The organism is Actinoplanes octamycinicus, assembly GCF_014205225.1.
GTDB classification, from domain to species: domain Bacteria; phylum Actinomycetota; class Actinomycetes; order Mycobacteriales; family Micromonosporaceae; genus Actinoplanes; species Actinoplanes octamycinicus.
Map to the genome: position 1 here is coordinate 5,370,730 of NZ_JACHNB010000001.1, position 25,440 is coordinate 5,396,169.

The 25,440-nt window shown below is 73.0% G+C and carries 20 protein-coding genes; 10 read left to right on the forward strand and 10 right to left on the reverse strand.

From position 1 onward, the window contains the following. Positions 1-234 precede the first annotated feature (234 nt). Positions 235-1,131 carry a TIGR03943 family putative permease subunit gene (locus BJY16_RS47370; protein WP_260418800.1) on the forward strand — a complete coding sequence of 299 codons (897 nt, stop codon included), beginning with the start codon at positions 235-237 and terminating at the stop codon, positions 1,129-1,131. Positions 1,132-1,372: 241 nt separating this feature from the next. Here BJY16_RS47370 and BJY16_RS23500 read toward each other — a convergent pair whose 3' ends face one another. The 3 genes from BJY16_RS23500 to BJY16_RS23510 all read right to left on the reverse strand — a co-directional run bounded on the left by BJY16_RS23500 (position 1,373) and on the right by BJY16_RS23510 (position 4,902). Next, on the reverse strand, positions 1,373-2,863 hold the full coding sequence (locus BJY16_RS23500; protein ID WP_185041738.1) for a hypothetical protein: 1,491 nt from the start codon (positions 2,861-2,863) through the stop codon (positions 1,373-1,375). Between the two features lie 381 nt (positions 2,864-3,244). Further along, positions 3,245-4,402, reverse strand: coding sequence for an RtcB family protein (locus BJY16_RS23505; RefSeq protein WP_185041739.1), 1,158 nt, complete (start codon positions 4,400-4,402; stop codon positions 3,245-3,247). 173 nt (positions 4,403-4,575) lie between these two features. After that, positions 4,576-4,902: an STAS domain-containing protein gene (locus tag BJY16_RS23510; protein ID WP_185041740.1), complete on the reverse strand. Its 327-nt coding sequence runs from the start codon at positions 4,900-4,902 to the stop codon at positions 4,576-4,578. Between the two features lie 252 nt (positions 4,903-5,154). Here BJY16_RS23510 and BJY16_RS23515 point away from each other — a divergent pair, with 252 nt between their 5' ends. After that, the gene (locus BJY16_RS23515) at positions 5,155-5,919 is read left to right on the forward strand and encodes a SigB/SigF/SigG family RNA polymerase sigma factor (protein ID WP_185041741.1); all 765 of its coding nucleotides are present in this window, start codon (positions 5,155-5,157) and stop codon (positions 5,917-5,919) included. A gap of 58 nt (positions 5,920-5,977) precedes the next feature. On the opposite strand, the gene BJY16_RS23520 is transcribed toward BJY16_RS23515, so the two are convergent. Next, entirely contained in the window at positions 5,978-6,601 is a 624-nt protein-coding gene (locus tag BJY16_RS23520) for a sensor domain-containing protein (RefSeq protein ID WP_185041742.1), read from the reverse strand. Positions 6,602-6,766: 165 nt separating this feature from the next. On the opposite strand from BJY16_RS23520, the gene BJY16_RS23525 reads away from it, so the two are divergent. From BJY16_RS23525 to BJY16_RS23540, 4 genes are all read left to right on the forward strand, one after another. Further along, complete coding sequence (locus BJY16_RS23525; protein ID WP_185041743.1) at positions 6,767-9,028, forward strand: catalase; 2,262 nt, start codon at positions 6,767-6,769, stop codon at positions 9,026-9,028. A gap of 66 nt (positions 9,029-9,094) precedes the next feature. Then, positions 9,095-10,084, forward strand: a complete 990-nt coding sequence (locus BJY16_RS23530; RefSeq protein ID WP_185041744.1) for a DNA topoisomerase IB — start codon at positions 9,095-9,097, stop codon at positions 10,082-10,084. 165 nt (positions 10,085-10,249) lie between these two features. Next, a complete protein-coding gene (locus BJY16_RS23535) occupies positions 10,250-12,505 on the forward strand; it encodes a putative bifunctional diguanylate cyclase/phosphodiesterase (RefSeq protein ID WP_185041745.1) in 2,256 nt (751 codons plus the stop codon). A 259-nt stretch (positions 12,506-12,764) separates the two neighbouring features. Continuing rightward, positions 12,765-13,982: a glycosyltransferase family 39 protein gene (locus BJY16_RS23540; protein WP_185041746.1), complete on the forward strand. Its 1,218-nt coding sequence runs from the start codon at positions 12,765-12,767 to the stop codon at positions 13,980-13,982. Between the two features lie 186 nt (positions 13,983-14,168). Here the strand turns inward: BJY16_RS23540 and BJY16_RS23545 are convergent, their stop codons facing one another. Then, a complete protein-coding gene (locus tag BJY16_RS23545; RefSeq protein WP_185041747.1) occupies positions 14,169-15,008 on the reverse strand; it encodes a LysR family transcriptional regulator in 840 nt (279 codons plus the stop codon). A gap of 557 nt (positions 15,009-15,565) precedes the next feature. Between BJY16_RS23545 and BJY16_RS23550 the strand changes: the two genes are divergently transcribed. Next, positions 15,566-16,291 carry an SDR family oxidoreductase gene (locus BJY16_RS23550; protein ID WP_185041748.1) on the forward strand — a complete coding sequence of 242 codons (726 nt, stop codon included), beginning with the start codon at positions 15,566-15,568 and terminating at the stop codon, positions 16,289-16,291. 502 nt (positions 16,292-16,793) lie between these two features. On the opposite strand, the gene BJY16_RS23555 is transcribed toward BJY16_RS23550, so the two are convergent. From BJY16_RS23555 to BJY16_RS23570, 5 genes are read right to left on the reverse strand one after another with little or no spacing between them, the layout of a single operon-like run. Beyond that, positions 16,794-17,723, reverse strand: a complete 930-nt coding sequence (locus BJY16_RS23555; RefSeq protein ID WP_185041749.1) for an MBL fold metallo-hydrolase — start codon at positions 17,721-17,723, stop codon at positions 16,794-16,796. Positions 17,724-17,757: 34 nt separating this feature from the next. Then, complete coding sequence (locus BJY16_RS46545; RefSeq protein WP_203758853.1) at positions 17,758-17,937, reverse strand: hypothetical protein; 180 nt, start codon at positions 17,935-17,937, stop codon at positions 17,758-17,760. Then, positions 17,938-18,864, reverse strand: coding sequence for an NAD(P)/FAD-dependent oxidoreductase (locus BJY16_RS23560; protein ID WP_203758854.1), 927 nt, complete (start codon positions 18,862-18,864; stop codon positions 17,938-17,940). 45 nt (positions 18,865-18,909) lie between these two features. Then, positions 18,910-21,291, reverse strand: a complete 2,382-nt coding sequence (locus BJY16_RS23565; protein WP_239176788.1) for an ABC transporter permease — start codon at positions 21,289-21,291, stop codon at positions 18,910-18,912. Continuing rightward, a complete protein-coding gene (locus tag BJY16_RS23570) occupies positions 21,285-22,025 on the reverse strand; it encodes an ABC transporter ATP-binding protein (RefSeq protein WP_185041750.1) in 741 nt (246 codons plus the stop codon). The genes BJY16_RS23565 and BJY16_RS23570 overlap by 7 nt, the downstream gene beginning before the upstream one ends. A 168-nt stretch (positions 22,026-22,193) precedes the next feature. Here BJY16_RS23570 and BJY16_RS23575 point away from each other — a divergent pair, with 168 nt between their 5' ends. From BJY16_RS23575 to BJY16_RS23585, 3 genes are all read left to right on the forward strand, one after another. Continuing rightward, entirely contained in the window at positions 22,194-23,384 is a 1,191-nt protein-coding gene (locus BJY16_RS23575) for a sensor histidine kinase (protein WP_239176789.1), read from the forward strand. Next, complete coding sequence (locus BJY16_RS23580) at positions 23,384-24,046, forward strand: response regulator transcription factor (protein WP_185041752.1); 663 nt, start codon at positions 23,384-23,386, stop codon at positions 24,044-24,046. The genes BJY16_RS23575 and BJY16_RS23580 overlap by 1 nt, the downstream gene beginning before the upstream one ends. Before the next feature lie 173 nt (positions 24,047-24,219). Then, positions 24,220-25,401 (forward strand): pyridoxal phosphate-dependent aminotransferase, encoded by a 1,182-nt coding sequence (locus tag BJY16_RS23585; RefSeq protein WP_185041753.1) that lies wholly within the window; start codon positions 24,220-24,222, stop codon positions 25,399-25,401. The last annotated feature ends 39 nt before the right edge of the window (positions 25,402-25,440 follow it).

The window sequence follows — 25,440 nt, forward strand, 5'->3', positions numbered from 1 at the left end:
CACGGCCCGACACCGTCCGCAGGATGGCGCTGCCGATGACTGCGCGGTCCGCCTACTCGCAGCCGTGCCCGTTCCGGCCGCGCCTGCCTCAGTTCGGCGGCGCCTTCGGCCGGGTGTTGCCGTGAGTCGCGCGGTCCGGCATGTCTCGGTCTTGGTCGTCGCCGCGTCTGTCTCGGCCTTAGTCGTCGCCGCGGCCCTGTCTGACGGCGTTTTCGAGGTGTTGCTGTGAGCCGGATGACCCAGGCAGTGATCATGCTGCTGTTCGGCGGCGCCATCATCAAGGCGACCGTCACCGACGTCTTTCTCCGCTACGTCAAGGAAGGTCTGCGACCGTTCCTCCTGCTGGCGGGCATTGTCTTGGTCGCAGCCGCAGTCATGACCATCTGGTATGACCTCCGCGCCCTGCGCACCGCCCCCAAGACGAAAGCCCCCAGCCGCCGCAGCCAGCGGCCCAACGTCACTGTGCCCGGCGGTGACCCCACACGTGACGGCGGCACCAATGGAGGCGGTCCTGGTCATGGCGGCGAACCGGGCCCTGTCGGCGAACCGCGTCATGACGGCGAGCAGGAAATTGGCGGCGGTTCTGGTCGTGGCGGCGGTTTCGGGGACGGGCACGATGATGGCCACGGGCATGCGCACCACGAGCCTCGGGTCGGCTGGTTGCTTCTGCTGCCGGTGCTCGGCTTGTTGTTGATTTCGCCGCCGGCGCTGGGGTCGTTCGCGGCTGGGCAGGCGGGTAGTGTCGGGCCGGCCGCGGCCTCGGACTATCCGCCGCTGCCGGCCGGCGACCCGGTCGAGGTGAGCCTGCTCGACTACGCCTCGCGGGCGGTCTTCGACGGCGGCAAGAGCCTGGCCGGGCGCAACGTGAAGCTGACCGGCTTCATCACCCCGGGCCCGGACGGCAAACCGATGCTGGCCCGGATGGTCCTCACTTGCTGCGCCGCCGACGGCCGCCCGATCAAGATCGGTCTCACCGGCGCACCGATCGACGCCCCCGCAGACGCCTGGGTCCAGGTGATCGGCGTCTACAGCACCCAGATCGGCACCGACCCGGTCAACCAGGCCCAGGTCGCCTTCTTCGACGTCCATTCCTGGCAGGAGATCGAGGAGCCGAAGCAGCCCTACGCCTGACCATCCTGTCCCCAGCCGACCAGCCACGCCGCTGACTGAGTCGCGCCGCCAGCAGGTCGCGCTGTTGTTCGGTCGCGCTCGCCGTCGACCATTGCCGGGTCGTCGGCTATTGCTGGGCCGTCCGGCACTGCTGGGCCGTCGGCTGGCGGGTCGTGGGGGCTGGCGAAGCCGCCGCCCGCGACCTGCTCGCCAGCGCTCCGGACAGCTGACCGGTATCGCGCGTAGTCCTGCCCGGGAGGGGTCAGATGGTTCGGAGGTCGAGGGAGTTGCGGATGAAGGAGGACTGGTCGCCGGTGGACCACCAGAGGACGCCGGCTCGGTATGTGATGTTGCCGGCATCCGGGCTGACCAGGATTGTCTGGCGGGTTTTCAGGTCGTGGATCAGGAGTTCCTGGTTGCCGCTCAGTTCGGACTGGGGGCCGACTCGGGCAAGTACCTCGAAGCGATCCAGGACGGCTACGTCGGTGATGGCGGTGGCTACCGTGCCTTCGGCTACCTTGCGGCGGGCGGAGCCGTCCGGGTGGGACAGCTCCATGCGGGAGTAACCGTCCGCGTTGAGAGAGACCATCTGGCACCAGGCTGGGCTGCAGGCGGTGACGGTTCGGTCGGCTGACGGGACGGCGATGCGCTGGCCCGTCGCGAGGTTGCGCAGCGTGGTGGCGCCGCGGGCGGAGGTCTGGCCGTCGACCGCCCAGGGCCAGGCGGACAGGGCCCAGGTGCCCGGTGATCGGGTGACGTTGACCTTGCCGCCGGCCAGCGGCACCGAGCGGAACTCGGTCTGATCCCCGAAACCGCTGGCCACCCAGTGCACCGCGCCGTCCGCGATCACCAGGTCGTATTGCGAGTCGTAGAACTGCATCGCACCGACATCGGCGGTCACCATGCGGGCCGGCTGCCGCAGCCCGCCGGTCCACAACTGCTGCTTCCCATCAACACTCTCCACCCAGACCAGACTGTCCCCAGCGCCGCTGCTCGCCGCCGCGCCGGTGGTGGGCGCGGCGCCGACGCCAGGCACCGAGCCACCGCTCGGGCTCGTGGCAGCCCCGGTGCTGGAGCTGGGTGCCGGGTCGAGGCTGGGGCTCGTGGCGGACCCGGTGTTGGAGCTACGCGCCGGTTCAGGGCTCGCGCTCGTGGCAAACCCGGTCTTGGAGCTGGGCGCCGGTTCAGGGCTGGGGCTCGTGGTGGACCCGATGCTGGAGTCCCGTGCCTGGTCGGGGCCTGAATCCGTGGCGGACCCGGAGCTGGAGCCGGGCGCCGAGTGGCGGCTTGCGCCTGTGCTGGCGTCGGCGCTGGTGCTCGTGCCGGAGATTGCGGCGCTGGTGCTTGTGCCGGAAGTTGCGACGGCGCTGGTGCTCGGGGCGGGGATGGCGGCGGGGGTGGGGTTGACGCTGGTCAGGGCGGCGAAGGGGGCTCGGTCTTTGGCGGGCACCTTGCGTAGTTCGCGGATGGTGCCGTCGGCCTGGCGGAGGATCAGGCGCAGAGTGTGGCCGTCCGGGCTCTGGACGGTGCCGGCTGAGGTCTTCGCGTCGAGAAAGAGGGCGGGGGAGTACTCGCTGCCGTCCGGCAGCTTCGACGGGACGCTGCCGCGCTGCGCCTGCGGCCAGGTGGCGGCCAGGGGGAGTGGTTGCGGCTCGCCGGACTGTGCGGGCGCGCCGAAGAGCAGGGCCGCGCCTGCGGCGAGCGCCACACCCAGACCCGTCAGCGTACGAAATAGGTGTCCACGCTCCGGCACCCCGCGATGCTAACGCGCTTCCCCGCTACGGCCACCTGCCCTGCACCCACACCCACCCTGGCCGGCGAGGGATGCGACGCGTTCGGGCCAGGGCTGGGGCGGTGGGCGTCCCCGTTCGGGCGGGGATGGGGGCGGTGAGGGTCCGCAGCCGAGCGAGGGTGAGTCGGCTGGTGGGTGGTGGCTCGCGGCGATGGCTGGGTGGGGAGATGGCGCGGGGTGGGTGGGGAGATGGCGCGGGTTGGGTGGGGAGACGGCGCGGGTTGGGTGGGGAGACGGCGCGGGGTGGGTGGGGAGATAGCCGGGGGATGGCCGGGGAGGCGGCGCGGGGTGGGGGAGAGGGAGGGGGACGGCGGGGCGGCGGGCGTACGCGAAGGGGTTTGGTCAGTCGCCTTTGACGTTTACCAGCTGGCGTAGGGTGTGGCGGATTTCCACCAGGCTCGCGGCGTCCTGCATGACTACGTCGATGGGCTTGTAGGCCTGGGGGATCTCGTCCAGGAAGGCGTCCGTGTCGCGGAACTCGATGCCCTTCATGGCGGTGCGCAGCTGCTCGCGGGTGAAGGTCTTGCGGGCCTTCGAGCGGGAGTAGGCGCGGCCGGCGCCGTGCGGGGACGAGTTCAGCGAGGTGGCGTCGCCCTTGCCGGACACCACGTAGGAGGCGTCGCCCATCGAGCCGGGGATCAGGCCGGGCCGGCCCTTCTCGGCGTTGATCGCGCCCTTGCGGGACAGCCACACCTGCTTGCCGTAGTGCGTCTCCTGCTCGGTGTAGTTGTGGTGGCACTGGACCCGCTCGCGTTCCTCGACCGGCCCGCCGGCGAACTCGGCGAAGCAGGCGATCACCCGGTCCATCATCTCGTCCCGGTTGGCCAGCGCGAACTCCTGCGCCCAGCGCAGCTCGGCGAGGTAGGCGGCGAACTCCTCGGTGCCCTCTTCGAGGTAGGCCAGGTCGCGGTCCGGCAGGGTGATGCCGCGCTTGGTCATCAGGTCCTGGGCGATCCGGATGTGATGGCTGGCGATCTTGTTGCCGACGCCGCGCGAGCCGGAGTGCAGGAACAGCCACACCCAGCCGTGCTCGTCGCGGCACACCTCGATGAAGTGGTTACCGCTGCCGAGCGAGCCGAGCTGCAGCTGCCAGTTCTTCGCATAACGGGCCGGATCGAAGGTGGCGCGCGCGGTCAGCTGCTGCACGCGCTTCTGGGCAGAATCGGTCAGCCGGGTGTTGTAGCCGCCGGCCGACAGGGGGATCGTCCGCTCGATCGCGAGCCGGAGTTCGCCGCGGTCCGGGCGCAGGTCCTCGACCCGGTACTGGGTGCGGACGGCGGCCATCCCGCAGCCGATGTCGACGCCGACCGCGGCCGGGATCAGCGCGCCGAGGGTCGGGATGACCGAGCCGACGGTGGCGCCCTTGCCCAGGTGGGCGTCCGGCATCAGGGCGATGTGCGGATGGATGAAGGGGAGCCGGGACGCCTTCTCGGCCTGCTGGAGGGTCTCCGGCTCGATCAGGCTGGCCCAGTTGACCAGGCGTTCGTTGATCCGCTGCACGTGGTGGCTCCTCCCGTGATCGGAGCAGATCCTGCCACGGCGGCCGGCCCGGGACACCGGAATGACGGTGGGCCACTCCGGAGCGGAGTGACCCACGGCGGTGCGCCGGTCGGACCCGGGAGGAGTCACTTGAGAACCGGAGCCGGGAAGCTCCGGTCGTACCGGAAATCGGTCTAGGAATTGGTGGCGGGCTCGCCGGTGAGCGTCTCCTCCAGGTGGGTGACCTGCAGCAGCATGCGGACCATCGGCCCGAAATCGCGCAGCCGGAAGGTGACCCCGCGGGCCTCGGCGGCCTTGCGCGCCGCGACGAAGACCCCCAGCCCGGTGGAGTCGAGGAAGGCGACCTTGTGCAGATCCACCTCCACGTGGGCGAAACCGGTCGTCTCCACGGCCTGCCGGAGGACCTGCCGGAGCGCGGCGGCGCTATCCGCGTCGATGTCTCCGTCGGGCACGACGACGACCCGATCGTCGTGCCGTTCGATCGTGCACTCGAACTCCATCTGCCTGTCCCCCTGTCGCGAAACGGTTTGGCCCGCGCCGTTGCCCAGAATCCCGATCCGTCAAACTTATGGGTGCTATCTGCATGACTTCATACTTTCGGCTAGCCGGATGTCAGCTCTACGGCTAAGGTTCGGCCATCGGTCAAACAGGGTGCCGAGAACGATCCAGGTGTGCTTCAAGGCATCGGGACGTGTCTCTGGTGCCGCGAACCGGCCCGTGCGCGACCCCCGGCGCCTGATTGAGGGGATGTCATGCGCTCGTCCACTGTTCTTCCGTCCGCCGATTTCGACGATCCCTGCTTGGAAGAACTGGCCGCCACCTCGCGGACCGATCCGGACTGGCCGGTGGTGCGCGAGCGGGTGATCAACGCCTGGCTGCCGATGGCCCGTCGGCTGGCCCGGCGCTACGCCAACCGCGGCGAGGATCTCGACGACCTGACCCAGGTCGCCACGGTCGGGCTGATCAAGGCGGTGGACGGGTTCGATCCGGAGCGCGGCGGCGAGTTCGCCGGCTACGCCATCCCCACCGTGCTGGGCGAGCTGAAGCGGCACTTCCGGGACCGGATGTGGAACATCCGGGTGCCGCGCCGGCTGCAGGAGCTGAACATGGCGATCAACCGGGCCCGCGGGGAGCTGGTGCAGACCCTGGGCCGGGCGCCGACCGTCGCGGACATCGCGGGTCACCTGGGGATCAGCGAGGAGGACGTGATCGAGGGGCTGGAGGGCGCCTACGCCTACCGGCCGACCTCGTTGTCCACCCCGGTCGGCCCGGAGGGCGACGCCGAGCTGGGCGACACGATCGGCGGCACCGACCCCGGTTACGCGCTGACCGAGCTGCACATCACGCTGGGCCCGGCGCTGGCCCGGCTGACCGAGCGGGAGCAGCAGATCATCGCGCTGCGTTTCCACGGCAACCTGACCCAGAGCCAGATCGGCGAGCAGATCGGGGTGTCCCAGATGCACGTGTCCCGGCTGTTGACCGGCGCGCTGGGCAAGTTGCGCGAGTTCATGAACTGACCGGCGTCACCCGGGCAGGCATCGCCGCGGAGGTCGGACGGCTGCATCAAGGTGGTTCTCAGGCTCTGATCAGCAGGGCCCGGCCGAACCGGGCCTCGAGCACGGCCGCACCTCGGACGACCGCGGGCAGGGTGATCGCGAAGACCACGCTGAGCGCCAGGTAGAAGAGCACGATGCCGCCATAGCTGTCGGTGATGCCGAGCAGCTCCGGCAGCTCGTGGTTGCCCGGGCCGTCCGGCAGCGACCAGCCCCAGGCACCCCAGGTCAGCGAGCCGAGCATGGCCGACCACCAGGTCGCGGTCAGCACGAACGCGATGGTGCTCGGGATCCACCGGAGCAGGGCGTGTGCCACGTCGCGCCAGCTCTGCGGGTGGGTGAGGCGGGCCTTGATCGTCGTCGGGTAGGCCGGCCGGCGCACCGCGGTGCCGAGCACCGTCGCGATGCGGGCCCGCTCCAGGTCCGCGAAGCGGCGCGCGACCGCCATCGCGAAGATCAGCAACGGTACGCCGATCCAGACCACCGCGAGGCCGAGGCCGGCGGCGAACGGGGTGACCGCGACGATGACCGAGGCCACCGCGAGCGGAAGCCCGGTCAGCGCGTAGCGGGTGTCGGAGAGCAGCCGCGGCAGCAACCGTGCGGCCGGCGCCGGGACCAGGTTCACTTCGAGCTGCGTCGTTGTCATGGGACAGACGCTAGTGACGCCGGCCGACCGCTTCGATGGTGCAGCCGGATCAACCGGTGGTGGGGCTGACCCCACCATCGGCCTTCGTGGAACCGATCCAGTTTGGCCCGGGCGGGCCAGGGTATGCGAGGACGGCCGCATTCCCTTATCGAGAGGTTTGTCCGGATGGAATCCCGAACGCCCGCTGAAGTGATCAAGGATGCCGCGGAGGCTGCCGTGGGTGCGGTGACCGGCGCGACCAAGCCGGACGTGCCCGGGAAGCCGGGCCCGGCCCAGCCCACCGTCGAGGAGCCGACCACGCCGGCCGGACCGCTGCCGCCGAAACAGGAGCAGGGTCAGCCGGACACCCGCACGCCGACCGGCGCGGAGACCGGGGCGCCGCCGACCGCCTTCGCCCAGCAGGGCGCCTACCTCACCACCGCCCAGGGCGCCCGGCTGCGGGACACCGACCACTCGCTGAAGGCCGGCCCGCGCGGCCCGATCCTGCTGCAGGACCACCACTTCCGCGAGAAGATCACCCACTTCGACCACGAGCGGATCCCGGAGCGGGTGGTGCACGCCCGCGGCGCCGGCGCGCACGGTGTCTTCACCAGTTACGGCACCGCGGCGAACCTGACCCGGGCCGGCTTCCTGAAGAAGAAGGGCAAGGAGACCGAGGTCTTCGTCCGCTTCTCCACGGTGCTCGGCTCGCGCGGCTCGGCCGACACGGTTCGCGACACCCGCGGGTTCGCCACCAAGTTCTACACCGACGAGGGCACCTTCGACCTGGTCGGCAACAACATGCCGGTGTTCTTCATCCAGGACGCGATCAAGTTCCCGGACATCATCCACGCCGCCAAGTGGCACCCGGATCGGGAGATCCCGCAGGCGCAGAGCGCGCACGACACGTTCTGGGACTTCGTCTCGCTGCACACCGAGGCGCAGCACCACACCATGTGGAACATGTCGGACCGGGGCATCCCGCGCTCGTACCGGATGATGGAGGGCTTCGGCGTCCACACCTTCCGCCTGGTCAACGACGCCGGCGAGACGGTGCTGGTGAAGTTCCACTGGAAGCCGAAGCTGGGCGTGCACTCGCAGGTGTGGGAGGAGACCCAGATCACCGGCGGCGTCGACCCCGACTACCACCGCCGCGACCTGTACGACTCGATCGAGGCCGGCGCCTACCCGGAGTGGGAGCTGGGCCTGCAGGTCTTCCCGGACACCCCGGAGGAGACGTTCGCCGGGATCGACCTGCTCGACCCCACCAAGATCGTGCCGGAGGAGCTGGCGCCGGTGCAGCCGGTCGGCAAGCTGGTGCTGAACCGGACGCCGACCAACTTCCACGCCGAGGTCGAGCAGGTCGCCTTCCACCTGGGCAACCTGGTCCCCGGCATCGACGTCACCAACGACCCGCTGCTGCAGGGCCGGCTCTTCTCCTACCTGGACACCCAGCTCACCCGGCTGGCCGGGCCGAACTTCCACCAGATCCCGATCAACCGGCCGCACGCGCCGGTGAACGACATGCTGCGGGACGGCTTCCACCAGCACGCGGTGCACGGGGGCGTGGCGCCGTACAAGCCGAACTCGCTCGACGGCGGCAACCCGTTCCCGGCCGGCGACAAGGAGAACGCCTTCGTCGACACCCCGGTCGTGGTGACCGAGGCGCCCAAGGTCCGCGACCTGCCGGTCACCTTCAAGGACCACTGGACCCAGGTCCGGCTGTTCTGGCTGAGCATGACGCCGATCGAGAAGGAACACATCATCCGGGCGTACGCCTTCGAGCTGGGCAAGTGCTACCACCAGGAGATCCGCGAGCGGCAGCTGCAGTGCCTGGCGAACATCGACCCGGTGCTCTGCGAGCAGGTGGCCACCGCGCTCGGCCTGCCCGCTCCGCAGCCGACCATCGAGCTGCCCGAGGTCACGCCGAGCCCGGCGCTGTCCCAGGTGGGTCAGCAGTGGCCGGCCGACGGCCGGATCATCGGCATCGTGGTCGACGACACCGACCTGGACGGGGTGGCCGAGGTCAAGGAGGCGATCACCGCGGCCGGCCTGGTTCCGCTGATCATCGCCCCGCACGGCGGCAAGGTCGGCGGCCTGACCGTGCAGCGCACCTTCGCCACCGCCCGGTCGGTCGAGTTCGACGCGCTGCTGCTGGCCGCCGCGCCGGTGCCGGCGCCGGACGCGATCCCGGCCCGGGACGAGAAGGCCGGGGCGCCGCGGACCGCCGCCGTCGACCCGCGGGTCAACCTGCTGGTCGACGAGTGCTGGCGGCACGCCAAGGCGATCGGCGGCTGGGGGCCGGGCGCCGAGTTCCTGAGCGGGATCGGCCTGACCGAGACGCCGGGCGTGGTCACCCACGAGACCGGCGCCGGCACGCTGGCCGCGGTGCAGCAGCTGATGGCGTCGCACCGGGTCTGGGAGCGGTTCCCGGCGACTGTCGGCTGACCGGGCCGGCGTGTCCGGTAGCGGAGGAGGAGCGGGGGCTCGGTCACAGGGGAGGAAGCGGGACTCATGGGTCAGCGGTTGCGGCGCAGCGTACTGAAGAAGCCTGGTTTCAGCCGGCAGCGGTCCGGGCGCGGCTTCCGCTACCTGGACCCGGACGGGGCCGCCGTCCGGGACCCGGAGACGCTGGACCGGATCAAGGGTCTGGTCATCCCGCCGGCCTGGACCGACGTCTGGATCTGCCCGGACCCCCGCGGGCACATCCAGGCGACCGGGCTGGACGCGGCCGGCCGCAAGCAGTACCGCTACCACCCGGACTGGCGGACCGCCCGGGACGAGGCGAAATTCGATCGGGTACGGGAGGTGGCCGGCCGCCTCCCGAAGATCCGCGACCGGTTGTGCGAGGATCTGACGACCGGTCGCGGACTGACCCGGGAGCGGGTGCTCGCCGCCATCGTCCGGCTGCTCGACCTGGGCATGTTCCGGGTCGGCGGGGACGCCTACGCGAGCCGGGACGAGGATCCGTCCTACGGGCTGTCCACCCTGCGGCCCGAGCACGTCCTGCGCCGCGGTGGCGAGCTGTTGCTGGAATTCCCCGGCAAATCGGGCGTGGAGCACTCGCGCGTCGTCGACGACGGCGAGGTGGCCGAGGTGCTCAGCGCGCTCAAGCGCCGCCGCCGCGGACAGGACCGGCTGTTCGCCTACTGGAACTCGGCCACGAAGAGCTGGCAGGAGATCCGCGCCGACGCGGTCAACGAGTACCTGCGCGAGATCAGCGGCGCGCCGATGACCGCGAAGGACTTCCGCACCTGGCACGGCACCGTGACGGCCGCCGCGGAACTCGCCGAGGCCGGGCCGCAGCCGACGAAGACGAAACGGCGCAAGGTCGTCGCCCAGGCCATGCGCGAGGTCGCCGACAAGCTCGGCAACACCCCGGCGGTGGCCCGGGCGTCGTACGTCGACCCGCGCCTGCTGGAGAAGTACGAGAACGGCGAGGCCCCGAAACGCGGCGACGAGCGGGAGGTGCGGCGCCTGCTGGACGACTCAGCCTCGTCCTGAGCGCGATTGATCGACTGTCACGTATAAGCTGCCGCGGTGCTTGGCGTGGCTCTGCTGACGATCCGTGGCGCAGCCGACCCGCGTTGTAAATATTTCGTCAGATGTCGGACTTCTCATCTGATCGCCGGGCGAGCCGATGAGACCTTCGTGACGAATCCGCCGAGGGTGCCGCCCTTTCGGCTGACGCGTACCCTCGCGGTCGCCGGTGGGCTGGTGGCGGTCGCGGCGATCTGGTTCTGCGTCGGCCTGTTCCACCGCACGCCGCCGGTGTTCGGCTGGCTGCCGCTGCTGGCCGCGGTGCCGATCGCCGCGGTGACCTCGTGGCGGGCCGCCGACCAGGGCCGGACGTTGTGGCGTTACGTCTCGGCCGGCATCCTGCTGATCGGCCTGGGCGCGGCCGGCAACGCCTTCGACTACTTCAGCGGCCGCCAGCAGGGCCAGCACATCAGCGGGTGGACCGCGGGCGTCTACACCGCCGGGCTGGTCGCCATCCTGCTCGGCGTGCTGCGCATCCCGGGCGCCCGCCGGACCCGGATCGAATGGGTCCGGTTCGGCCTGGACATCGCCACCGTGATCGTCACCGTGCTGACCTTCTGCTGGCACCTGATCTACCCGCGCTGGGAGAGCTGGCTCAGCGACAGCGTGGGCGGGGCGATCACCGTGCTGATCGTGGTGGGAGCCGGCTTCATCTGTGTCTTCGCCTTCGTCAAGGTGGCCTTCACCGGCACCGGGCTGATCGACCGGCGGGCGCTGCACCTGCTCGCGCTGACCGGGGCGGTCGGGGCCGGCGGCGGGTCGCTGGCGCCGCTGCTCGCCGACCGGCCGTACCTGAACACCGCGCACGTGCTGCTGCCCTGCACCTGCATGTGCCTGTGCTTCGCCGCCGACCGGCAACTGCGGGCCACCCGGGCCGGCCGGCCGCAGCCCCGCCCGCTGAGCCGGCGGCTGAGCGTGATGCCGTACGCCGCCGTCCTGGCCACCGGCGGCCTGCTGCTGTCCAGCGCGGTCAGCCACACCGCCGACCTGGTGGTCATCGCGATCGGCTCGGTCACCGTGACGGTGCTGGTCGCCGGCCGGCAGGCGGTCGCGCTCCGGGACAACGCGCTGCTGCTCGACGACCTCGACGCCCGGCAGCGGGAGCTGGCCCACCAGGCCACCCACGACGTGCTGACCGGCCTGCCGAACCGGACCGTGCTGGTCCGGGAGATCACCGAGGCGCTGGCCGCCGACCCGGAGTCGGTGAGCGTGGCGCTGATCGACCTGGACGACTTCAAGGAGATCAACGACGACCTCGGGCACGCGGTCGGCGACGCGCTGCTGGTCGCGGTCGCCGAGCGGATCAGCGCCGAGCTGCCGGCGGACGCGATGGTCGCCCGGCTCGGCGGCGACGAGTACGCGCTGCTGCTGCGCTCCGGCGACCACGCCGCCGTCCTCGGCGCGCTCGCCGCGCAGCTGCGCCGGCCGGTGCACGCGGCCGGCCACGAACTGGTCGTCGAGGCCAGCACCGGGCTGGCCCCGGCCCGGGCCGGGGAGACCGCCGACGAACTGCTGCGCCGCGCCGACGTGGCGATGTACGAGGCGAAGGGCCAGGGCAAGGGCCGCCTGGTCGGGTACACCGCGGAGATGGACCAGCGGACCGCCGAGCAGTCCCGGCTCGCCGCCGACCTGCGCACCGCGCTCGACACCGACCAGCTGCACCTGCTCTACCAGCCGATCGTGGCGATGCCCGGCGGCGAACTCTACGGCGTCGAGGCGCTGGTCCGCTGGACCCACCCGGAACGCGGCCCGGTCGGCCCGGCGACGTTCATCCCGGCCGCCGAGCGTACCGGGCTGATCGTGCCGCTCGGCTCGTGGATCCTGCAGGAGGCGTGCCGGCAGGCGACCGCGTGGCTCGCCACCCTCGGCGGCGCCGCGCCGCGCACGGTCACCGTCAACGTGTCCGCCCGCCAGCTGCGCGAAGCCGGGTTCGCCAAGGAGGTGGAGGCGGTCCTGCACCGGACCGGCCTGCCGCCGCACGTGCTGACCGTGGAGGTGACCGAGACCGCGGTGTTCGACGGCGGCACCGCGCTGACCGAGCTGCGGGCGATCGCCGAGCTCGGGGTGAACATCGCGCTCGACGACTTCGGCACCGGGCACTCCTCGCTCGGGCTGCTGCGCACCTGCCCGGCGGACATCCTCAAGGTGGACAAGTCGTTCGTCGACGACATCACCGAGGGCGGCCAGAACGCGGTCGTGGTGGCCGCGCTGATCGGCATCTGCGACGGGCTGCACCTGCGGGCGGTCGCCGAAGGGGTGGAGACCGCGGAGCAGGCGGCCGAGCTGTACCGGCTCGGGTACCGCTACGCGCAGGGCTACTACTACGCTCGGCCGTTGCCGGCCGCCGAAATCGAGGCCCGGTCGCGGTGCGGCGTCGCCGCCTGACCGACATTCACGGTACGGACACCGCCCGTTCGTCTCGCCCCCGTAGTGTCGGCGCGCCCTGGATCATGAACAGTCCCCTGGGAGCGTCCCGATCAGCATCGCCACCACCCGGTCCGCCGTCCTCGCCGGTCTGGTCGCGGCGGCCCTCGCCGGCTGGCGGCTGACCGGTCCCGCCCTCTGGGCCGACGAGCTGGCCACCTGGGGCGCGGTCCGGCTCACCTGGACCGAGCTGCTCCGGCTGTCCGGGACGGTGGACGCGGTGGTGACGCCGTACTACGCGGCGATGAAGCTGTGGACGACGGTGGCCGGGACCGGGACGCCGGCGCTGCGGCTGCCGTCGGCGCTCGCCATCGCCGGGACCGCGATCCTGGTGGCGGTCATCGGGCGCCGGACCGGCGGGGAGCGGACCGGGCTGGCCGGTGGGTTGCTGTTCGCGGCGATCCCGGCGGTCTCCCGCTACGCCCAGGAGGCCCGGCCGTACGCGATCGCGATGTTCTTCGCGGCGCTGGCCCTCTGGTGTCTGCTCCGGATCATCGCGCGGCCGGCCGTGGGCGGGGCAGCCGGGTATGCGGCGGCGGTGGCGGCTACCGGGCTGGCGCACCCGCTCGGCGGGCTGCTGATGGTGGCCGGGCACGCGCTCGTGGTACGTCGGCTGCGCTGGTGGTGGGCGGTGCCGGCGGCGGTCGGCAGTGTGCCGGCGGTGCTGCTGGCGGTGGCCGGGGCGGGGCAGAGCGGGCAGGTCTCGTGGATCCCGGTGGCCGACCTGAACACCTGGCAGGGGTTGCCGCAGACCGTGTTCGGGTCGGCGGCGATCGGTGGGATGGTGATCGTCCTGGCGGTCCTCGGGGTGCGGTGGGACCCCGCTTTCCGGGTGCTGGCGGGAGCTGCCTTCGTGCCGCCGGTGCTTCTGCTGATGACCGGAATGGTCTATCCGATCTGGGTGGCGCGGTATGTGCTGGTCGCCCTCGCCCCGATGGCCGTGCTGGCCGCGTCGGGGCTGCTGCGGGCCGGTCGGGTGCGAGCTGGGGCGGTGGTGGCGCTGGCGCTGCTGGTGTCCTTTCCGGTGCAGCTCGAACTGCGCGAACCGGCCGGGCACGCCGAGGACTCCACGAAGATCGCGCAGGTGATCGGGCCGCGCTACCGGCCGGGGGACGTAGCCGTCTTTCCGGACACGCATCCCAGCATCCCGTGGGCGCCGCGCGACATCTACCAGCGGTATCTCCCCGCGCCGCGGCCGCCCGACGTGCTCGCGACCCGGCCGCAGCGCGCCGACGGCCGGCTGCTCGCCCGGGAGTGCCCGGCCGCGGCGTGCCTCGGCGACCCACCGCGCATCTGGGTGATCCGGGTGGACGACGCGAGCGATCCGCTCCGGAACATGGCACCCGGGAAGCGGCAACGGATCAGCCGGGACTACCGGGCCGTGTCGAGCTGGAAGTATCCGCTGCTCAGCATCACGCTGCTGGAGCGTCGCGGTTAGCCGCCGGTTCCGATCCACCCCATTTTTCGGTACGGACAGAGCGCTCCGTGCGGGCGTCTGGCGTTGCCGGAGCGCTGCGGCGTACCGAAAACTCGCGGCCCGCGCCCGGAGCGGACCGTGTGCTGGGGCCGATCCGGAACGGGCGGGAGCCACGCGGCCGGCCGGCCATGGTCCGGATCGGACCTGTCAGAGGCGCGTCGCGGTCCGGACCAGAGCGGCCAGCGCGCGGGAGCGGCTGTGCGGCGGCCAGGCGATCACGGTGGTGACCCGCGGCGCGTCCGAGACCGGGACGGCGACCAGCCCGTCGTGCAGCTGCGCCCGGACCGACTCCGGGGCGATCACGCAGGCCCGGCCCAGGGACACCAGCTGCATCAGCTGCGTCTGGTTACGGACCTGCGGGCCCGGCCCATCCGGGTAGCTGCCGTCCCGCTCCGGCCAGCGCGGCAGCGGCAGGTCCGGCAGATCCTCGACGTCCGCCATCCGCACCTGATCGCGAACGGTCATCGGGTGCCCGGCCGGCAGGATCACCACCTGCCCCTCGGCGCCCAGCTCCTCGACGTCGAAGCCGGCCGTCGCATCGAAAGGCTGGTGCAGCAACGCCACGTCGGCCCGGCCGTCGCGGAGCAGCTGTTCCTGCTCGCCGACCCCGCACAGCACCACGTCGACCGGAACCGCCTCCGGCTCGCCGGCGAAGGCGTCGAGCAGCTTGGCGAGCAGTTCGCTGGACGCCCCCGCCTTGGCCACCAGCACCAGCCCGGACCCGGCCGACGCCGCGCGCCGGGTCCGCCGCTCGGCCGCCTGCACCGCGTCGAGCACCGCGCGGGCCTCCCGGAGCAGCACCGCCCCGGCCTCGGTCACCGTCGCACCCCGGCTGGTCCGCTCCAGCAGCGTCACCCCGAGCCGCCGCTCCAGCTGGCTGATCGCCCGGGACAGCGGCGGTTGCGCCATCCCGAGCCGCTGCGCCGCCCGCCCGAAATGCCCTTCCTCGGCCACCGCGACGAAATACCGCAGCTCCCGCGTCTCCATCCCGCAAGGCTAGCCCTGCCGCCCCTTCGTCCCGCCGCGCTGCCGCCTTGCCGCGCCGCCGTCCCGCGCCGCCGTCCCGCGCCGCCGTCCCGCGCCGCCGTCCCGCGCCGGCGCCGCGCTGCTGTCCCGGGCCGTTGGCGCGCTGCTGTCCTGCGCCGGCGCCGCGCTGCTGTCCCGGGCCGTTGGCGCGCTGCTGTCCTGCGCCGGCGCCGCGCTGCTGTCCCGGGCCGTTGGCGCGCTGCTGTCCTGCGCCGGCGCCGCGCTGCTGTCCCGGGCCGTTGGCGCGCTGCTGTCCTGCGCCGGCGCCCGCGCTGCTGTCCCGGGCCGTTGCCGCGCTGCCGTCCCGCGGCCCCCCTTGCTCCGCCGCGCGCCTGTCGCCGTGTCCGCTCGCGCTCCGCCAATCCAGGCATCACTGTCGGCGGCCTGTCGCGCGTCTTCCCCGGGGCAGCACCTGTCGGTGTCGGCGCGGCCGTCGGGGTTGCTTCATACCTTGTGGGTATCGGGGACTACCCGATCGGTGTTGGAGGTCGGATCGTGCCGCGGACAGGATCGATGGCATGAGCGAACGAAAGATTGCACTGGTTACCGGCGCGAACAAGGGCATCGGCTACGAGATCGCGGCCGGTCTCGGCGCCCGCGGGCTGACCGTCGGTGTCGGTGCCCGGGACGCGGAACGCCGCGACGCCGCCGTGGAGAAGCTGCGAGCGGCCGGAGTGGACGCCTTCGGCGTGCCGCTCGACGTGACCGCCGACGGCAGCGTGACCGCGGCCGCCGCGCTGATCGAGGAACGGTTCGGCCGGTTGGACGTGCTGGTCAACAACGCCGGCATCACCGGCGACCGCCCGCAGGAACCGACGGTCGTCGACCCGGAGATCATCCGCACGGTGGTGGAGACCAACGTCATCGGCGTCGTCCGGGTCACCAACGCCATGCTGCCGCTGCTGCGCCGCTCCCGGTCCCCGCGGATTGTCAACATGTCCAGCAGGGTCGGCTCGCTGACCAGGCAGACCGCCCCGGGCGCGGAGACCGGCCCGATCGCAGCCGCCTACTCCCCGTCGAAGACCTTCCTGAACGCGGTCACCGTCCAGTACGCCAAGGAGCTGGCCGGCTCGAACATCCTGATCAACCTGGCCTGCCCCGGTTACTGCGCCACCGACCTGAACGGCTTCCGCGGACACCGGACGCCGGAGCAGGGCGCCACCGCCGCGATCCGCCTGGCGACCCTGCCCGACGACGGCCCCAGCGGCGGCTTCTTCGACGAGGACGGCCCGATCGCCTGGTGATGCTCCCGCCGCCGGACTCGCCGATGACCACCCCGGCCGCAGCCGACTCCCTCCCGGCCGGGGCGGTCAGGTGCCGCGCGGGAAGACGGTGAACAGGTCGGCGGTCGCGGTCAGGTGCCGCGCGGGAAGACGGTGAGCAGGTCGGCGGTCGCGGTCAGGTGCCGAGGCGGAGGGCGGTGATCAGGTCGGTGGTGGCGGTCAGGTGCCACGCGGCAAGCGGTGGCCAGGTCGGCGGTCGTGGTCGGGCGTCGGGGTGGAGCGGTGGTCATGATCGGGTTCCAGGGTGGAGCGGTGGTCGTGGTCGGGTTCCAGGGTGGAGCGGTGATCAGGTCGGCGGTGGTGGTCGGGTGCCGAGGTGGAGGGTGGTGCCCAGGCCGGTCCGAAGTCTATGCGGCCGCACCCGCACAAAGGTTCCGCGAAGCGAACCTCACCGAACGACCGGGATCGGCCCGATCGTGATGGGTGGACCGGACTCCCGGTGGCACCACAACCCAGCGCCGGATCAGACGTAAGTGGGCAGCGGCCCGCCGTGGTAGGCGACCGCATCCGAGAACGCCGCGATCAGATCCAGCTCCGCACCCTGCTGGTCGGCGTAGTACCGGTGCAGGTTGAGCACGATCCGCTCGGCGTCCGCCCACCCGGCGAACTCGCCCAGGTCCACCGCGCGGGCCGCCTCCAGCGGGGACAGCCCCTGCTCGATCCCGTTCGCGCCGGCCCGCAGCACCAGCCGGTAGTACCGCCGGTGCTCGTCGAGCACCCGGGCGATCTCGGCGCCGGTCAGGATCGGACCGTGCCCGGGCACCACCACCTCCGGCTCGAACCCGGCGAGCCAGTCCACCGCGGCCAGCGCGCCCGGCACCGACCCCATGAAGACCAGCGGGGTCAGCCCGGCGAAGACCAGGTCCCCGGTGAACAGCACCCGCTCGTCCGGCACCCAGGCGATCAGGTCGCCGGTGGTGTGCGCCGGCCCGCCGGGGTGCCGCAGCTCGACCCGCTTGTCGCCGAGGTGCACGGTCAGCGCGTCGGTGATCGTGAGGTCGGGCAGGCGCCGCCGCACGTCACCCCAGTCCGGCACCGGGCTCCAGAACGGCGGGCAGCCGTCGATGATCGGGTCGACCCGCAGCCCCTCCCGCATCTTCTCCTGGCCGATCAGCGTGGTCGTGGCGGGGAGCAGGCTGTTCCCGTACGTGTGGTCGCCGTGCTGATGCGTGTTGACCGCCAGGGTCGGCGCCTGACCGGTGGCCGTGGCCAGCGCGTCCAGGAACCGCCGGGCCCGGGTGGCGGTGGCGCACGTGTCGACCACCAGCTGCCCCGCCGCCGTGGTGATCGCGCCCGCGTTGTTCAGCCACCAGGACCCGTCCGGCTGCACCCAGGCGTGGATCCTGGGCCGCACCTCGACCAGCTCCGCCTGCTTCGCCACGTCTTCGCTCATGCCGCGAAGGCTATCGCCCGGCCCGGTCGCCTTCTCAGAACAGCAGCCCGCTCAACACGGCGGGGTGCTTGGCCGCGTAGCCGAGCACCCCGGCGGTGCCGCTCACGATCCGCTCCTTCACCCACGCGGCCGGCCGCCCGGTGAGCACCAGGTCCCGCGGCCGGTCGTCGGCATGCAGCACCTGGACCAGGCCGTCGGACCGGCCGAGGCTCATTCAGACCAGCACGTACCTGAGCCGGAACGGCCGCGCTGCCGCCCCGCGCGCCTCCCGCAGGAGGGTGTCGGCCGCGTGGGCCCCGGTCGGCATGGCGGTCGCGCAGGCCATCCGCCAGCCCGCGCCGGCGTCCCCGGCCACCACGATCTCCGGGCGGGTGACCGACCGCAGCGCCGCGTCGACCCGGATCCGGCCCTGCTCGTCGAGTGCCAGGCCGGCCTCGGCGGCCAGCTCGGTGGCCGGGGTCATGGCCGCCGACCAGAGCACCGCGTCCGCGTCGACCTGGCGCGGATCGTCCACGGTGGCGCCCTCCTCGACCGTGACCCCGAGCCGGTCGAACGTGGCCCGCAGGTGGCGGCGGGCCGGCTCGGAGAGGGTCGGCGCCAAGCCGCCGGCGGTGAGCAGCCGGACCTGCCAGCCCGGGTGCGCCTCGGCGAGCTCGGCCGCCATCTCGATGCCGGTCAGCCCGCCCCCGACGACGGCGAGCCGCCCGCTCCGCCCGGCCATCCCGGTGGCCAGGCCGGCCGCCGTCTCCGCGGTGTAGACCGGCGTCGCGCCGGCGTCGCCGGCGGCCGGAATCAGCGCCGGCACCCTGGTCCGGCTGCCCAACGCGTACACCAGGCGGTCGTAGCCGAGGTCGAGCCGCTGCCCGTCGCCCGTCTCCACCGCGACCCGGCCGCCGGCCGGATCGAGCTCGGCCGCGCGGCCGGTGACATGCCGGATCCCGGTGCCGGCGAGAAGTTTCCGGTACGGCCGGACCGTCCCGGCCTGCCCCGCCGCGACCTGGTGCAACCGGACCCGCTCGACGAAGTGCTCCCGGGGGTCGACCAGCGTCACCCGGTGCCGCGGAGCGAGCCGGAGCGCGGCGGTGATACCGGCATAGCCACCACCGAGGACCACGATGTCGGTACGCGTATGTGCTGTCATGCCCACCAGACACCGCCCCGGCCCGCCGCGTGACAGTGACCCACGTCACCCCAGCGCTCGATCCGCGGCATCGGGCGCGCGCCGGCCGACGGATCCGGCACGGGCCGGCAGCACGCTGGCGAGCAGCCCGAGCAGCAGGCACAGCCCGACCACCCCGGCGATCACCGGCCAGGACAGCACCAGCGGAACCGGGGCACCGGTCTGCTCACTCAGCCCGGCGCGGACGGCCAGCAACGCCCCGGCGGCGACCAGCCCGCCCAGCATCGTGCCGATCGCCACCACCAGCGCCGACTCGGCGGCCAGGTAGCCGGTCACCTGCCGGCGGGTCGCCCCGGCCAGGCGGATCACCCGCAGGTCGGGCGCCCGCCCCGCGGCGGCCATCAGCAGCGTGTTCGCGACGGCGATCGCGCCGTAACCGGCCGACACCGCGATCAGCATGAGCGTGAACAGCCAGACCAGCCGGTCCTCGGCGCGGTCCGCCTCCGCCGCCCAGGTGGCCACATCGATCACCCGCGCGCCCGGACCGGCCGCCGCGTCACCGGTCAGATGCACCGCCGCGGTGAGCGCCGAGGGATCGTGGTGCCGCACGGTCGCCCGGGACATCAGCAGGTCGCCGCGGATCGACCGGTCGGCGACCACGCCGACCACCCGCAGCGACACGGTCTGCCCGTCGGCGAAGGTCACCGGGCAGGCGGCGCCGACGGCGAGGCGGGCCGACTCGGTGACCACCACGGTGTCCGCGGCGTGGAGACCGTCGAGGGCACCGGCGACCACGTCGGCTGCCCGGTCGGTCGCGACGAAGGCCCGCGGGTCGACACCGATCGCGTTCAGCGCCCGCCGGTCCGGGCCGAACACGGTGGCCGGCAGGATCGCGGCTCCGGCGGCGCCGGACACCGCGGCGTCGGAGAGCCCCGGCGTGTGCTCCGGCACCAGCACCCGGCCGGTGGCGACGTCCGCCGCGCGGCCTGCCGCGTAGGCCGCCGCCGAGGTGCGGACCATGCCCGAGACCAGCACCGCGAAGGCGACCGTGAGCAGCACCGGGGCCGCCGTGGACGCGGTCCGGCGGGTTGCCGTCAGCGTGCTCTCCCGGACCAGCATGCCGATCGCGCCGCCGCCGCGCCACAGCCGCAGCAGCGGCGGGATCGTGGCCGGCGCCAGCGTGGCCATCCCGACGATCAGGGCCATCGCCGCGTACAGCACATAGGTCGCCCCCTGCTGGGCGTCGTCCGAGGCCGCGGTGGCGACGGCCAGCGCGACGCCGGCAGCCAGCGACACGCCGCCGGCGGTCCACCGGGCCCGGCCCATGCGGCGCTGTTCGACGGCCGCCTCGCGGAGCGCCTCCAGGGGGCGCACCCGGGCGGCCCGGCGCGCCGCCGAGCCGGCCCCGGCCAGCGCCACCAGCGGGCCGAGCAGCAGCGCGGCCAGGATCGGCAGCGCGGCGAACCGCACCTGATAGCCGGCCGGCTCGAACCCGGCCGTGACGAGCAGCCGGGCGGCCGCCGGGGACAGCGCGGCGCCGGCGAGCACGCCGAGGACCGCTCCGGCGCCGCCGACCAGCAGAGCCTCACGCTGGACCAGGCGCCGCACCTGGCGTGGCGTGGCGCCGACGGTCCGCAGCAGCCCGAGTTCCCGCCGGCGCTGCGCGACGGTGAAGGCGAACGTCGACGCCACCACGAACACCGTGACGAACCCGGTGAGCACCGCGACGCCGGTCAGCACCTGCATGCCGATCCAGCGGGTCCGGGCGTCGCCGCGCGGCTCCAGGGCGCCGCGCCCGTCCCCGGTGAGCACCTCGCCGTCCGTGCCGACGATCCGGCCGGCGGCGGCCGCGACCGCTCCGGTGTCCGCACCGGGCTCCAGGACCAGGCCGATCGCGGTCACGCCCGGCGCGAAGCGGGCGGCCACCCGGTCCGGCACCAGGACACCGGGTGCGTCGGCCAGACCGGTCACCCGGTGACGCTCCGGACCGGCCGCGGTCAGCAGCGTCATCAGGTCGCCCGGTCGCAGACCCAGCGCCTCGTCCACCACGACCTCGCCGGCCTGTCGCGGCGGGGCGCCGGAGGTCAGCCGCACCCCGCCGAGCCGGGCCGATGACCAGCCCGACGCCGGGACGGCGGACTCGACGGGCCGCCCGTCGACGATCGCCTGCGCGTAGAAGGACCGATCCGGAACCGCGGCCGTCACCCCGGGCAGCGCGGCGAGCCGGCCGCCCAGTTCGTCGGCGTGCGCGCCGGGCCACGGCACGGCCGGCGGGAACGGATCGGCCGGGCTGTGAGCCGGCCGGGCCTGGACGACGACCGCTGCCCCGACCCACCGGTCCGGAGTCTGCGGGCGGCCCGAGACGAGCAGCAGCAGGGCCGTGGTGACCAGGGCGATCCCGATGGTGACGGCGATCAGCGCGCCGGCCGTCCGGCGCAGGGTCAGCACGGTCCCGCCACCAGCCGCGCGGTCCGGGCGGCGATCTGCTCCGGAGCGAGCGGGGAGCGCACGTCGTCGGCGATCCGGCCGTCGGCGAGGAACACGATCCGGTCGGCGCGGGCGGCGGCGACCGGGTCGTGGGTCACCATCACCACCGTCTGGCCCTGCTCGTCGACCAGGCCCCGGAGCAGGTCGAGGATCTGCCGCGAGGTCACGCTGTCCAGGGCGCCGGTCGGCTCGTCGGCGAACACCACGGCGGGCCGGCTGAGCAACGCCCGGGCCACCGCCACCCGCTGCTGCTCGCCGCCGGACAGCTCGCTCGGGCGGTGCCGGCGGCGACCGGCCAGCCCGACCGCGGCGAGCGCGGCCGCGACGTCGGCGGCCGGCGGGCGGCGGCCGGCCAGCCGGGCCGGCAACGCGACGTTCTGCTCGGCGGTGAGCGCGGAGACCAGGTTGAACGCCTGGAACACGAAGCCGACCCGGTCGCGCCGCAGCCGGGTGAGCTGATCCTCGGTGAGGTCGTCGAGCCGGACGCCGTCGATGCTGACCGAGCCGGCGAGCGGGCGCTCCAGGCCGGCCGCGCAGTGCAGCAGGGTCGACTTGCCGGAGCCGGACGGGCCCATCACGGCGGTGAAGGTGCCGCGGTCGAAAGCCACCGAGACGCCGTCGAGGGCGACCAGCTGACGGTCGCCGGTGCCGTAGCCGGCCCGGATGTCGTGCAGAACAGCCGTCTGTGTCGTCATGCCGGACACGATGCCGCCGGCGGGGTGGACGGCACATCGGACCGGGAACGACACCTCACGTTCCGGCCACAGTGGTAAGCCGTACCGGAAATCGGGGTGTGGTCATCCCTGGGGATGACGGCCCGTGGGCCGACGCGCGGGCCCGCCGCGGACGTTACGGTCGTGCGCATGGATGCCGCTCGACTCGTCCGGCGCTTCCGTCCGGTCGAGTGGTATGTCCTCGACGTGCTGGCGGCGGCGGGCGCCGTACTGATCTCCTACGCGGGCGCTCTCGACGCGCCGATGGACCGGCAGCCGATCGAGCCGGGCTGGCTCTCCTGGGTGGCCGCGCTCGCCATCGGGCTGCCGGTTGCAGTCCGTCGGCGCCGGCCCGCCGCGGTGGCCGTGATCGTCACGGTCGCCGCCGCGGCGGCGCTCGGCACCGAGATCATCCCGACCTTCGCCGCTCCCGGTCCGGCCGGTGCGCTGGCCCTGGTCTTCTACACCGTGGGGCTGAGCGTGCCGGCCCGGCGTGCCCTGCTGGTCGTCGCGATCTGCGTGGTGCTGATGAGCGCCGGCATGGTGGCGCCGACCATCCTCGCGGGGCCGGCCGGTCCGCCGCAGGACGCCCCGTCGACGCTCCTGAGCGCGGTTTTCGGGGCCCTGATCATCGCGCCGTCGGCCATCCTCGGGTTCGCGATCGCGGAGCGGCGGGCGCGGCATGCCGCGCGCGGCGAGCAGGACCGCCGTGCGGCCGTGCTGGCGGAGCGGCTCCGGCTGGCCCGTGAGCTGCACGACGTCATCGCCCACACGATGACGGTGATCGTGGTCAAGGCGTCGATCGGCAACCACGTCGCCGAGACGGACCCGGCCGAGGCGCGGGACGCGTTGCGGGTCATCGAGAAGACCGGCCGGGCGGCGATGGCCGAGGTCCGTGGGGTGCTCGACATGCTGCGCGAGGACGCGCCCTATGCGCCGACCCCGGGCCTCGACGACCTGCCCGGCCTGGTCGAGTCGGCGGCGGTGAGCGACGCCCGGGTCACCCTGACCGTGGACCGGGCACCGGCCGCCGCGGTCTCCGAGTCGGTGCAGCTCGCGGTCTACCGGATCGTGCAGGAGGCGGTGACGAACGTGGTCCGGCACGCGGCGCCGGCCCACTGCCGGGTCAACGTGGTCGTCGGACCGGAGCAGATCCGGGTCGAGGTGGACGACGACGGCACCCGGCCGCCGGGCGGCACGGGCTCCGGGCACGGGCTGATCGGGATGCGCGAGCGGGTGGCGCTGCACGGCGGCACCTTCCGCGCCGGTCCCCGAGCCGGCGGCGGGTTCTCGGTGCGGGCGTTGCTGCCGGTCACGGCTCGCGAGCGGGGGGACGTTTGATGATCCGGGTGCTGATCGCCGACGACCAGGCGCTGCTGCGTGGCAGCTTCCGGGTGCTGGTCGACCGCAGCGGTGACTGCGAGACGGTGGGCGAGGCGCGGAACGGCGCCGAGGCGGTCCGGCTGGCCGCCGAGACCCGGCCGGACGTGGTGCTCATGGACGTCCGGATGCCGGAGATGGACGGTATCGAGGCCACCCGGCGGATCTGCCGGGAGCTGCGGCTGCCGGACGTCCGGGTGCTGATCCTGACGACGTTCGACCTGGACGAGTACGTCTACGGCGCGCTGCGGGCCGGCGCGAGCGGCTTCCTGCTCAAGGACACTCCGCCGGCCGAGCTGCTGACCGGCATCCGGATCGTCGCCGACGGCGAGGCGCTGCTCGCCCCGTCGGTGACGCGGCGGCTGATCTCCGAGTTCGCCGCCCGGCCGCGGTCCGAGCGGCCGATCCCGCGGCTGCTCGACGCGGTGACCGGGCGCGAACGCGAGGTGCTGACGCTGATCGGTCGCGGGCTCTCGAACACGGAGATCGCCCAGCACCTGTCGCTGAGCCTGGCCACGGTGAAGACACACGTGGGGCGGATCCTCGCGAAACTGGACGTCCGCGATCGGGCCCAGCTGGTCATCGTCGCCTATGAGACCGGATTGGTCACGGTCGGTGGCTGAGCGATTCCGCAAGATTTCCGGTACGGCCGGAGCGAAAGAGAAATCGTTGCGCCGAATGGAAACGGCACGTTAACGCAGCGGCGTAACCGCTGGAAATTCCACGGCTCGGGAGGTGTCCGGCAACAAATCATTGTGGTTGTCCGGAGGTGCGCGAGGCTGACAGGATCGCGCCCATGGGTCGCATTTCTGAACGTGTTTCGAGCATCGCCGAATCGGCAACCATGGCGGTCGACGCCAAGGCCAAGGCACTGCGCGCCGCGGGCCGGCCGGTGATCGGTTTCGGCGCGGGGGAGCCGGACTTCCCCACCCCGGACTACATCGTGGAGGCGGCCGCGCGAGCGTGCCGGGAGCCGTGGACGCACAAGTACACGCCGGCCGGCGGCATCCCGGCGCTGCGCGAGGCGATCGCCGGGCTGCACCGGGTGAGCCCGGCCCAGGTGGCCGTGACCAACGGCGGCAAGCAGGGCGTCTACCAGGCTTTCGCCACCATTCTCGACCCGGGCGACGAGGTGCTGATCCCGGCGCCCTACTGGACCACCTACCCGGAGGCGGTGCGGCTGGCCGGCGGCGTCCCGGTCCCGGTCACCACCGACGAGTCGACCGGTTATCTGGTCACCGCCGCCCAGCTGGAAGCGGCCCGCACCCCGCGCACCAAGGTGCTGCTGATGTGTTCACCGTCCAACCCGACCGGCGCGGTCTACCCCCGGGACGCGCTCGAGGAGATCGGCAAGTGGGCGGCCGCCAGCGACCTGCTGGTCGTGACCGACGAGATCTACCAGCATCTGGTCTACGGCGACGCCGAGTTCCACTCGCTGCCGGCCGTGGTGCCGGAGCTGGCCGACCGGACTCTGATCCTGAACGGCGTCTCGAAGACCTACGCCATGACCGGCTGGCGGACCGGCTGGATGACCGGCCCGGCCGACCTGATCAAGGCCGCGCTGAACCTGCAGTCCCACCTCACGTCGAACGTCTGCAACGTGGCTCAGGCCGCCGCGCTCGCCGCGGTGACCGGTGACCTCTCCGCCGTGGCCGAGATGCGCCGCGCCTTCGACCGGCGCCGGCAGACCATCGTGCGGCTGCTCAACGACATCCCGGGCGTGGTGTGCCCGGAGCCGGAGGGCGCCTTCTACGTGTACCCGTCGGTGAAGGGCCTGCTCGGCCGGCCGCTGCGGGGGCGCCGCCCGGCCACCTCCGCCGAGCTGGCCGAGGTGATCCTGGACGAGGCGGAGGTGGCCGTGGTGCCCGGCGAGGCCTTCGGCACCCCGGGCTACCTGCGGTTCTCCTACGCGTTGAGCGACGCCGACCTGACCGAGGGCGTCACCCGCATCGCCGACCTGGTCCGCGGCTCCGCCTGACCCAGGCCCGGGACGGCGGCTGGGCGTACCGAAAAAATG

What these genes read in the sequence shown, in the direction of transcription:
- BJY16_RS23570 (WP_185041750.1), bottom strand. Translation starts at nt 22,025, where the DNA reads ATGACGACACAGACGGCTGTTCTGCACGACATCCGGGCCGGCTACGGC.
- BJY16_RS23555 (WP_185041749.1), bottom strand. Translation starts at nt 17,723, where the DNA reads ATGAGCGAAGACGTGGCGAAGCAGGCGGAGCTGGTCGAGGTGCGGCCC.
- BJY16_RS46545 (WP_203758853.1), bottom strand. Translation starts at nt 17,937, where the DNA reads ATGAGCCTCGGCCGGTCCGACGGCCTGGTCCAGGTGCTGCATGCCGAC.
- BJY16_RS23525 (WP_185041743.1), top strand. Translation starts at nt 6,767, where the DNA reads ATGGAATCCCGAACGCCCGCTGAAGTGATCAAGGATGCCGCGGAGGCT.
- BJY16_RS23545 (WP_185041747.1), bottom strand. Translation starts at nt 15,008, where the DNA reads ATGGAGACGCGGGAGCTGCGGTATTTCGTCGCGGTGGCCGAGGAAGGG.
- BJY16_RS23530 (WP_185041744.1), top strand. Translation starts at nt 9,095, where the DNA reads ATGGGTCAGCGGTTGCGGCGCAGCGTACTGAAGAAGCCTGGTTTCAGC.
- BJY16_RS23575 (WP_239176789.1), top strand. Translation starts at nt 22,194, where the DNA reads ATGGATGCCGCTCGACTCGTCCGGCGCTTCCGTCCGGTCGAGTGGTAT.
- BJY16_RS23560 (WP_203758854.1), bottom strand. Translation starts at nt 18,864, where the DNA reads ATGACAGCACATACGCGTACCGACATCGTGGTCCTCGGTGGTGGCTAT.
- BJY16_RS23520 (WP_185041742.1), bottom strand. Translation starts at nt 6,601, where the DNA reads ATGACAACGACGCAGCTCGAAGTGAACCTGGTCCCGGCGCCGGCCGCA.
- BJY16_RS23515 (WP_185041741.1), top strand. Translation starts at nt 5,155, where the DNA reads ATGCGCTCGTCCACTGTTCTTCCGTCCGCCGATTTCGACGATCCCTGC.
- BJY16_RS23585 (WP_185041753.1), top strand. Translation starts at nt 24,220, where the DNA reads ATGGGTCGCATTTCTGAACGTGTTTCGAGCATCGCCGAATCGGCAACC.
- BJY16_RS23550 (WP_185041748.1), top strand. Translation starts at nt 15,566, where the DNA reads ATGAGCGAACGAAAGATTGCACTGGTTACCGGCGCGAACAAGGGCATC.
- BJY16_RS23510 (WP_185041740.1), bottom strand. Translation starts at nt 4,902, where the DNA reads ATGGAGTTCGAGTGCACGATCGAACGGCACGACGATCGGGTCGTCGTC.
- BJY16_RS23580 (WP_185041752.1), top strand. Translation starts at nt 23,384, where the DNA reads ATGATCCGGGTGCTGATCGCCGACGACCAGGCGCTGCTGCGTGGCAGC.
- BJY16_RS47370 (WP_260418800.1), top strand. Translation starts at nt 235, where the DNA reads ATGACCCAGGCAGTGATCATGCTGCTGTTCGGCGGCGCCATCATCAAG.